The organism is Marinobacter segnicrescens (assembly GCF_900111555.1).
GTDB classification, from domain to species: Bacteria; Pseudomonadota; Gammaproteobacteria; order Pseudomonadales; family Oleiphilaceae; genus Marinobacter; species Marinobacter segnicrescens.
The window spans coordinates 1-9146 of record NZ_FOHZ01000051.1; the positions used below are offsets into that span (position 1 = coordinate 1).

The 9146-nt window shown below is 56.1% G+C and carries 11 protein-coding genes and 1 pseudogene; 9 read left to right on the forward strand and 3 right to left on the reverse strand.

Features of this window, described 5'->3' with window-relative positions; translation table 11 throughout:
- On the reverse strand, nucleotides 1–190 hold a 190-nt coding region (locus BM036_RS20150; RefSeq protein WP_177185990.1), incomplete at its 3' end, for a helix-turn-helix domain-containing protein.
- Between the two features lie 291 nt (nucleotides 191–481).
- On the opposite strand from BM036_RS20150, the gene cysC reads away from it, so the two are divergent.
- The 8 genes from cysC (at nucleotide 482) to BM036_RS19250 (ending at nucleotide 7218) form a co-directional block, all read left to right on the forward strand.
- Complete coding sequence (gene cysC / locus BM036_RS19215; RefSeq protein ID WP_091855246.1) at nucleotides 482–1096, forward strand: adenylyl-sulfate kinase; 615 nt, start codon at nucleotides 482–484, stop codon at nucleotides 1094–1096.
- A 145-nt stretch (nucleotides 1097–1241) separates the two neighbouring features.
- Nucleotides 1242–3008 (forward strand): SLC13 family permease, encoded by a 1767-nt coding sequence (locus BM036_RS19220; protein ID WP_091855247.1) that lies wholly within the window; start codon nucleotides 1242–1244, stop codon nucleotides 3006–3008.
- 236 nt (nucleotides 3009–3244) lie between these two features.
- Nucleotides 3245–3610, forward strand: a complete 366-nt coding sequence (locus tag BM036_RS19225; RefSeq protein WP_091855254.1) for a histone-like nucleoid-structuring protein, MvaT/MvaU family — start codon at nucleotides 3245–3247, stop codon at nucleotides 3608–3610.
- A 69-nt stretch (nucleotides 3611–3679) separates the two neighbouring features.
- Entirely contained in the window at nucleotides 3680–3889 is a 210-nt protein-coding gene (locus BM036_RS20600) for a DUF4160 domain-containing protein (RefSeq protein WP_177186120.1), read from the forward strand.
- A gap of 64 nt (nucleotides 3890–3953) precedes the next feature.
- Nucleotides 3954–4205: a DUF2442 domain-containing protein gene (locus BM036_RS19235; protein ID WP_091855248.1), complete on the forward strand. Its 252-nt coding sequence runs from the start codon at nucleotides 3954–3956 to the stop codon at nucleotides 4203–4205.
- Between the two features lie 32 nt (nucleotides 4206–4237).
- Nucleotides 4238–5644 (forward strand): mannose-1-phosphate guanylyltransferase/mannose-6-phosphate isomerase, encoded by a 1407-nt coding sequence (locus BM036_RS19240; protein WP_091855249.1) that lies wholly within the window; start codon nucleotides 4238–4240, stop codon nucleotides 5642–5644.
- Nucleotides 5645–5873: 229 nt separating this feature from the next.
- Nucleotides 5874–6863 (forward strand): hypothetical protein, encoded by a 990-nt coding sequence (locus tag BM036_RS19245; RefSeq protein WP_091855250.1) that lies wholly within the window; start codon nucleotides 5874–5876, stop codon nucleotides 6861–6863.
- Nucleotides 6835–7218 carry a hypothetical protein gene (locus tag BM036_RS19250; RefSeq protein ID WP_091855251.1) on the forward strand — a complete coding sequence of 128 codons (384 nt, stop codon included), beginning with the start codon at nucleotides 6835–6837 and terminating at the stop codon, nucleotides 7216–7218. Before BM036_RS19245 ends, BM036_RS19250 begins: the two co-directional genes overlap by 29 nt.
- A gap of 58 nt (nucleotides 7219–7276) precedes the next feature.
- Here BM036_RS19250 and BM036_RS19255 read toward each other — a convergent pair.
- Nucleotides 7277–7522: pseudogene (locus BM036_RS19255) on the reverse strand (transposase); the annotation flags it as partial.
- 117 nt (nucleotides 7523–7639) lie between these two features.
- Nucleotides 7640–8632 (reverse strand): site-specific integrase, encoded by a 993-nt coding sequence (locus BM036_RS19260; RefSeq protein ID WP_091855253.1) that lies wholly within the window; start codon nucleotides 8630–8632, stop codon nucleotides 7640–7642.
- Between the two features lie 248 nt (nucleotides 8633–8880).
- Here BM036_RS19260 and BM036_RS20405 point away from each other — a divergent pair.
- Nucleotides 8881–9146: helix-turn-helix domain-containing protein (locus tag BM036_RS20405; protein WP_425434115.1), on the forward strand; the 266-nt coding region annotated here is incomplete at its 3' end.

Consider the following 9146-nt stretch of genomic DNA (forward strand, 5'->3'; position numbering starts at 1 on the left):
GTTGCCCGGGTCTTGGTGCATCCTGAAGACCGCTCAGGCCCTGTTCGGTGTAACGATTACGCCACTTGAATACCGTGGCCGTCGTGGTTCCCAGTCGCTCAGCAACGACTTTGGGTGATTCACCGGCATTCAGGGCCAAAACGATTCGCGCTCGCAGAACGAGATTCTGACTCAGCGTGCTTGTTCGCAACCAGCTTTCCAACTCCAGTTGATCGTTTACCGTAAGATTAAAGGGAGCTGGTTTCCGGGCCAAAACAGAGTCTCCAAACTCGTGAATAATAGCTCGAATTATAGCATATATGCGCTTAGGAAATACCCGGACGGAACACTAGCTGTAGCGGGTTAGGGTTGCAGGTCGTTTCGAATCAGAATACTCCCTCTCCCCTTGGGGGAGAGGGTGGGGGAGAGGGGTGTTTGCGGTCCATATCACCAGAACCTATAATCTTATGCCGTAACTCACTCCCCGGCTCAGGATTAGCCCGTGTCTTCCAATATTGTCTGGCATAACCATAAGGTCACCCGCGCCGAAAGGGCGGAAAATAAACATCAGCGTCCGTGCCTGTTATGGTTCACCGGGCTGAGTGGTTCCGGTAAATCCACCATTGCCAATGCCCTGGATGTCGCACTGCATCAACGTGGCTACCATACCTTTTTGCTGGACGGCGATAATGTGCGCCATGGTCTGAACAAGGACCTGGGGTTTTCCGATGAAGACCGGGTTGAGAATATCCGGCGCATTGGTGAAGTCAGTAAGTTGTTTACTGATGCCGGCCTGATTGTGCTGAGTGCGTTTATTTCACCGTTCACCAGCGACCGTCGCATGGTGCGTAACCTGTTTCCTGCCGGTGAGTTTGTGGAAGTGTTTATGGACACTCCGCTGGCAACCTGTGAAGAGCGTGACCCGAAAGGCCTTTATGAAAAAGCACGGGCGGGGAAGATCAAGCACTTCACCGGTATTGACTCCCCCTATGAAGCGCCAGAGCGCCCGGAAGTCAGGTTGGATACATCAAGCATGTCGGTGGATGACTGCGTGGATCATCTGATCGGTTACCTGTTGCAGCGGGAATTGATCTTTGAGTCAGGCCAGGCCGGCTGACTGCGCTCGTCGTCCTTTGCGCTAATTACCTTATTCGTATTCTGTATTTGGAATAGCATCGTTTTCCGGTTCTACTGTGCGATCTGGTTATTAGCGCGGTCTTTGCTATTCCTCTTCAGGTTAGTGGGTAAGGAGCCCTGATTTCATGGCGTGGGAAGCCGTCTTTACGCTCGGTTTGCTGGTGGTTGTACTTGGGTCCCTGGTTCTTACCCGGGTGTCTGCTGACCTTATCCTGATGGGCTCTCTGGTTACCCTGGTGATTACCGGCGTGCTGACCCCGGCATCGGCTCTCTCCGGGTTTGCCAACCCCGGTGTGATTACCATTGCTACCTTGTACGTTGTCGCCGCTGGCCTCAAGGAAACGGGAGCGGTTCAGTGGATTGCCCGTCGCTTGCTCGGGCACCCAAAGACGTCCGCAGGGGCCCAGGCCCGCCTTGTCGCCCCCACCGGTATCCTCAGTGCCTTCATGAACAACACCGCCGTGGTGGCCATGTTCATCCCCGCCGTCCAGGATTGGGCCCAGCGCCTGAATATCTCTGCTTCCAAGCTCCTGCTCCCCCTGAGTTACGCTGCCATTCTCGGCGGCACCTGTACGCTGATTGGCACCAGCACCAACCTGGTGGTGGACGGTCTGCTGCAGAGCCGGCTGGGCATCCATCTGGGGCTATTCGAGCTGGCGTGGGTGGGTGTGCCCCTGTTGCTGGTCGGTGGTGCCTTCCTGATATTGTTTGCGAACCGGCTATTGCCGGACCGTGGTGGCCTTAAGGAGGAGCTGGAGCAGGTCCGGGAATACGGGGTAGAGGTGGAAGTGGTCAGTCCTGGCCCCCTCGTAGGGCGCACAGTGGCCGAGGCCGGCCTTCGGGCCCTGAACTACGGCTACCTCACCGAGATCGACCGCCAGGGTCGCCTGATTACCGCCGTAGAGCCGGACCGCACTCTGCAGGCCGGCGACCGGTTGTACTTTGTGGGGGCACCGGAATGTGCCAGCGAGCTGCGCCGCATTCAGGGCCTGAAACCCGCCAATGGCAGCGTTCACAAGCTGGACCTGGCCAACCACCAGCGCTGCCTGGTGGAGGTGGTGCTGGGGCCGGAGTTCGCGGCCCTGGGCCAGACCGTGCGGGACAGTCGGTTTCGCTCTCGCTTTAATGCCGCGATTCTGTCCATCTCCCGGGAGGGCAAACGCGTGCCTGGCAAGCTGGGGGATATCCAGTTCAAGATGGGCGACACCCTGTTGCTGGAGGCGAGCCAGGAGTTTGCCCAGCAGTACCGCTTCCGCCGGGATTTCCTGCTGGTCAGCGCGCTGAACGATTCCACACCGCCGGACTTCTCCAGGGCACCCACTGCGCTCGGGATATTGCTGGTGATGGTGGCAGTTAGTGCTTCCGGCTTGCTGAGCATCCTGGAGGCTGCTTTCCTTGCCGCAGGTGCGATGATCATGTCCGGCTGCATCACTGCCAGCCGCGCCCGCCGGAGTGTGGACTTGCCGGTGTTGGTGGTGATTGCCTCCTCTTTTGCACTGGGTACCGCCATGTCAGAGACAGGGGCGGCTAACTGGGTGGCTGGCAGCCTGTTGAGTTTCGGTACGCTTACCCCTTGGGTTGCGCTGGCGCTGGTGTATTTGCTGACCGCTACATTTACTGAGGTGATAACCAACAATGCCGCAGCGGTGCTTATGTTTCCTATTGCGCTGGCGGTTTCCGAGCAGTTGGGTGTGAGCTTCCTGCCTTTTGCCGTAGCCGTGATGTTTGCGGCCTCCGCAAGTTTTATTACGCCGCTGGGGTATCAGACCAACCTGATGGTTTATGGTCCGGGTCGTTACCAGTTCACTGATTACATGCGTATTGGTATTCCGCTGAGCCTGATTGTCGGGGCTACGGCAGTGCTGCTTATTCCATTCGTCTGGTCATTCTGAGGATTGGTTAACCTGTTACCGGTTAAAATGCGAGCTGTTGGATCACTTGTTCTCTCAGTTTCCAGGAAGTGTTCGGAAACATCAGTAGTGCGGAATAACCGTTTCTTATCATTTGTTCATAATAATCTGGAAACTGGTTCTTTATTATTCAAAAACATTCTTATATGATTGCCGGTGACTCAGGGATTGATTCAGAATTTATCCTCGCATATTCCAGTTTAAAAGGTTCATTTTTCATGGCAAATATCAACGATTACTACCAGAAGAAACAACTGCTCGAAAAGCTTTCTGAAGAACTGAACAAGATGGAACAGGACCAGGCCCTGAAAAGCGACCTGGAGTTTGAAAACAAGGTCAAGGGACTGATGGACGAATACAAGAAGTCCCCGAAAGATGTGCTGCAGATCCTGGGCGCTATTGATCCGTCCATCGCGGGCGGCAAGGTCGACACCACTGGCACCCGTGCCAAGCGCCCGTTGAAGACCTACAAGAATCCCCACACTGGCGAAGTCGTCAAGACTCGCGGTGGCAACCACAAGACGCTGAACGAGTGGCGTCAGAAGTACGGTAAGGAAGCCGTACAGAGCTGGCAGGAAAACTGAGCCAGCCCGGCCCGGGCGTGCTGTCGCCCGGGCTGATATACCTACCATAAATCCAGAGGGAGCTGGATCTTGCCTGTTATTTCTACGTTCTTCGGTATCCTCATCCGGATGTGGCACGATGATCATCCGCCTCCGCATATCCATGTTGAATACCAGGGTTTCGAAGCACTGGTTGAGATAGAAACCGGTAATGTTAAAGCTGGTCAATTACCCCGTAAGGTTGCGCGAATTGTGCGCGAGTGGTGCTTTGAACATCGTCAGGAATTGAGGGAGAATTAGGGTGCCCTGCAGGGCACCTCGGCCCAATCATTTGAGCCACTCGACAAGATCCAGGGGGCTGATCGTGATTAAGATTCTTACCTGTGAATACCTTGGGAATTCACGGCTGCTGCTGGAGTTTTCCGATGTCGTAAAGGGCATCTTTGATGTCAAAGCCTACCTGGACACACACAATGGCCCGTTACTGAAGCCACTGGCGGATGAAGATTACGTTCGCAGGGTATTCATCGAAGCCGGAGGGTTAACGTGGCCAAATGGGCTCTCCCTGTCTCCTGCAAGATTACATGAGCCGGCGTTGCTGGAAGCTGTTGCCTGACCATTGTTTCATTATCTCGATAAGGACCCGTCATGCTCGCGATCATTCTTTCTGGTGGTTCCGGAACCCGCCTTTGGCCGCTTTCCCGTGAAGCCTACCCCAAGCAGTTCATTCCCGTTGTTTCTGAAGAATCCCTGCTGTCGGATACGATTTCCCGCGGGTTGAAGCTGGGCGGTGATGTGCGTGTTATGGCCATCACCAATGAAGAACACCGTTTTGTCGTGGCCGCTAACCTGCACCAACTGGCGGCGGATCGTACCGCTGGCATTATTCTGGAGCCGGTAGGGCGGAACACGGCGCCGGCCATTGCCCTGGCCGCATTGGCGGTGGCCGAGCAGAACCCTGACGAACTGATGCTGGTGATGCCCTCGGACCAGGTGCTGAAAGACGAGGACGTGTTTGCCCGGGCTGTGGCGGCAGGCGCCGAGGCGGCAAAAAAGGGCAAGCTGGTGACCTTTGGTATTGTGCCGTCTTCCCCGCATACGGGTTACGGCTATATCCGGGCCGGGGCCAGCCAGGGTGCCTGGTCGCCGGTAGACGCCTTCGTGGAGAAGCCGGACGCCGACACCGCCCAGCGCTACCTGGATGAGGGCGGTTATTACTGGAATAGCGGCATGTTCCTGTTCTCTGCCGGCCGTTACCTGCAGGAGCTTGAACGTTACCAGCCAGCCATACTGGAAGCCTGCCGAAATGCCTATAACGCCCGTCAGGGCGACCTGGACTTTACCCGCGTGGACAAGGAGGCGTTTGCCGCCTGCCCGGACGATTCCATCGACTACGCGGTAATGGAACACACCCGGGACGCGGTGGTTGTGCCACTGGACGCCGGCTGGAGTGATGTGGGCTCCTGGTCCACCCTTTGGGAAATCCAGCCCCAGGATGAGAATGGCAACGCCTGCCATGGTGATGTGATCCTGGAGGACGTATCCGGCTCCTACGTGCATTCCGAGGGTCGGCTGATAGCGGCGCTGGGCGTTAGCGATCACGTGATTGTGGAGACGGACGACGTGGTGCTGGTGGCGGACCGCAATCGTGTGCAGGATGTGAAAAAACTGGTCAATCGCCTGAAAGAGCAGGGCCGCCCGGAGTACAAACTCCACAAAAAGGTCCACCGCCCCTGGGGTACCTACGAAGGTGTCGCCAGCGGTGAACGCTTCCAGGTGAAGCGGATTACCGTAAACCCGGGTGCCTCGCTGTCGCTGCAGAAGCACCACCACCGTGCCGAGCACTGGGTGGTCGTCAAGGGAACGGCGAACGTTCAACGGGGCGATGATGAGATCCTGCTGACCGAGGACCAGTCCACCTATATTCCCCTGGGTGTCACCCACCGCCTGACCAATCCCGGTGTTATCCCGCTGGAGCTGATTGAGGTACAAACCGGCAGTTATCTTGGAGAAGATGACATAGTTCGCTTTGAAGATACCTACAATCGGGTCTAAACTTCCCCTATGAGTCGTTTGTTGATTTAGTCTCAGAATTCCGTTGCATTTGCAAGAGAGGAAATGTGACGGAGTTCCTGCTATGAATACCTGAATGACTCGAAATTCTCGTTCTTTGTCGTAAGTGTGATCAAGGCGAAGGACGGGTATCGGCGGGGCAGGGTAAGCTCGTTGCTTTCTTCGACGCGGAGCTTTCCAGCTCCCGCACACCGTAGGCAGGGGTGGGTTTATGCGACTGGGTCAGATACCGGCAACCGGGCGGGCCGCCAATCCGGTAGTGATCACGGATGCGGCCTGGTATCGCCTGGCGGATGACCTGGCCGTTGCGCTGGCATCATCGCCCCGGGGGCTTATCTGGGTAACCGCTGACCGTGGGACGGGCAAGACCGCCTGGCTGCAAGCCCTGATGCCCGCCATGCGCACGGATTTTTACCTGATGGACCTGCGCGACCAGGTGGAGACCGCTGCGACGCTCGAGCAGCTCCAGGATTACTCCAATCACTTGCAAGGCACCCTGCCGGCGCTGTTACTGGACAACCTTTCGCCCGCCGACCTGATGGCACTTCTTGCAGAGCCTGATCATCCCGCCCGGCAACTGGTTCCCAACCATAACGGTCCGATACTGCTCCTCAGCCCTGAGCAGGAAGACGACGCCGTAGCCGCCCGTCGCATGGAGAGGGTGATGGGCCGGTCCATGATACGCCATGATCTGCCGGCCAGCAGTCGCTCCCAGAACCAGGCTGTGCTGGTGGCTCACCGGCCGGTGATTGAAGCCCGCTGGAAGGTAAGGATTACCGATGCGGCCATGGGGCTTGCGGTATCCGGCCTGCACTACCGGGCAACCCCGGGGCAGGTTGTGGAGTGGCTGGAGCGGGCAGCCGCTCGGGTCGCTGTGGTGGCCGATGAAGGTCCGGCCGAGTGCCGTCGCCTTCGGTCGGAGCTGGAAACCCTGGCTCGACGCATCGAGGCCAACCGGGACACCGGCGAGCCGGTGGAACCGTTGGAGCAGGAATTCGAACAGTGTTCGCTGGAACTGACCGCTGCGGAGGTGGACTGGTTCGAGCGTCAGTCTCAGGGCACCCTGCGCCAGGTTTTTCCCGAAGATGTCCGCGCTGAACTTGAATCCCTGACCGGCAGCAGCGATCATCCCGACTTGCATGTACCAACTGATGTCGCCGGAGGCGCCCGCCGTGCAGGATCTGGAAATCTACGTTCGTGACCTTGAGCCCGCCCGCCTGACCGCGTGGCTCGAAATCAACTTCGACCAGTTGCTGGTACCCCTCACTCCCTTTGGTAACAAGCCTGGCCTCTACAAGGGTGAAGGCCGTTATGGCGATGGCCTGGTGCGCATTACAGTGTATGCGGAAGCCTTCGGCAAACGGTTCAGCTCTGTGTTGCTCGAGGGCGAGGATCTGCCCTGGAACACTGACCTGGACTGCGCCCGCAGTGCCTGGCGAGCCCTGGACACCGAGATCCGCTGCAGCCAGGGCGAATGGCAGGAAGGTGACCCGGTGGAAGAGGAGAAATGGTGGCGCCTGGATGACCGGGGAGAGAAGCTCGTTGTCTGGAACTGAGGATTGCTATCTTGTAATTTATGGCTTGATGTGTCCCCCGAGGTTGTTAGCGGGTTCGGATCTTCTGGTGGACCCCAGCCTCACCGAATACACGTTGGCGGACTATGGTGTCCAGCTTGTGTCGAACCAGCCTTGGTGGTCGCGGGTCTTGTAGCACCGAAGTCAGGCTATGGGTCAGAGGATGTTGTTTGTCGACTTCACGAAGCAGCAGTAATCCGGTATCGGAGGTGACTTGGTCTCCGGAAAAACCGGCTTCAATCTGGTGGTGGATGAGTGGCGAGAAGGTCAGTTTTTCAGGTTCCATTTTGGAAACGGCTTCTAGTGCTTGGTGGATTGGGTAGTCTTTTGAAATCATAGCACTTTCAGCCGCTTTCTTTTATTCTCGATGAGAAAATTGGGCTCATTAGCGAACTGCTAAGCCTTAACCGAGGCTTGGTCCGGTGGAAGGTGTTTCGTCCAAAAACTGACTGTCGTATATTCGTACCTCCAGCGGCGCATAGACTTCTGTTATCGGACCTGAGCCCCCTTTTGAGCGCCCTTGCAAAAACTGTCCGTAATTGCTGCGTGACCGGGAAGACCGGTGCCCAAGCACTTTGGATAGAAACGCGTTGTTTTGCCCGAGAGCTTTTAGATCTGCTGAGAGTTGGTGGCGGTAAGAGTAAGGACTTAGGTCTCCCCAGCCCAGAGACTTGGCGGCGCGCTTGAAGGCTCTGTACCAGCTGCTGTAGCTTGATGTTTTTACGTAAAGTTCGCGAGTTTCCTGAGATTCCATGATAGCAAGAAGTTCTCGGGCTAGGGGGAGAGATTGGTTAATTGTCAGGCGCCGAAATGGTTGTCCCCCCTCCGTAATATCACTGACTTTGGCACCGAGGATTTCGATGATGAGTTCTTGGTTTATGATCGTCACAGACGCCCCTTTTCCTAGCTCAGATGGGCGGCACCCCGTAAGTGCCGTAACAATGCCATAGACCTTGTACGGTTCTGCCAAAGCCCCAAGAATGCATTCTCTCCAGTTGCCGGGCTTTCCATGAAGAGACTTACGTTTAGACTTTTTCTTTCGTCTTACGGCTGGTGAATAGCAGAGTGATCGGCCGTCTTCGAGCTCTGTAACTTTTGCTAAAAGAAAGAGATTGAGAGTATGTCGGTGTTCTATGTCCGTTTCCGTTCTCAGGCGTTCCAAAATTCGCTTGATAGCATAGGCATGATGAAAGCACCATGCGGCTCGGTAGACTTGGGCGGTGTTCTGTTTGAGCTGATGTTCTATAGAATAGTATTGCCAATCTCTTCCATCGAGTCGTAAATAGTTCGCTTGGTATTTTTTCAGCGTTCCCTTGCTCAAATCCCTGCAATAGCGTCCTACCAGTTCCTCTGCTAGGTCGTTGGTCTGGATGTCTAACGGTTTCATCTCGATCATCATTTTATCCGTGGTGGTTTTTAGTCACCCAAATATGATAAACCGACGAGGACCCTTGAAACCGCGCTTACCCCTATTGATGCCAGCACCCCGATATCGTCATGTCTGGCGTTGTTAGTGGCCAATTAAAGTGACCCACTACTGGCCATTAATTTTGACCCACCCCCGGGTGGCCGTCAGGCCACAGAACCAGCTACTGTCCCCCGCTTTTATCGATGGCCGGGGGCATGTCAGTGAAGGAGTGGGTTGTGATACACAAGATCAAGGCACTGCACGATAACGGTAAAGGACTGTCGATCCGCGCCATCAGCCAGGAACTGGGGTTATCCCGCAACACCGTACGCAAGTATCTGCGGATGGAGGAGAACGCGATCACAGAACAGATTGAAGATCCCTCACGCACCAAGCGCCTCGACGATCACCGGGATTACCTGGTGCATTTGCTCAAGCAATTTCCCAAGCTCAGCGCCGTCAAGATTGCCCGTAAGCTTCAGGCAAAGGTCGGCGACTTACC

Excerpts from the sequence above, each read along its gene's own strand:
- BM036_RS19220 (WP_091855247.1), top strand. The coding sequence starts at position 1,242 with ATGGCGTGGGAAGCCGTCTTTACGCTCGGTTTGCTGGTGGTTGTACTT.
- BM036_RS19225 (WP_091855254.1), top strand. The coding sequence starts at position 3,245 with ATGGCAAATATCAACGATTACTACCAGAAGAAACAACTGCTCGAAAAG.
- BM036_RS19240 (WP_091855249.1), top strand. The coding sequence starts at position 4,238 with ATGCTCGCGATCATTCTTTCTGGTGGTTCCGGAACCCGCCTTTGGCCG.
- BM036_RS19245 (WP_091855250.1), top strand. The coding sequence starts at position 5,874 with ATGCGACTGGGTCAGATACCGGCAACCGGGCGGGCCGCCAATCCGGTA.
- BM036_RS19260 (WP_091855253.1), bottom strand. The coding sequence starts at position 8,632 with ATGATCGAGATGAAACCGTTAGACATCCAGACCAACGACCTAGCAGAG.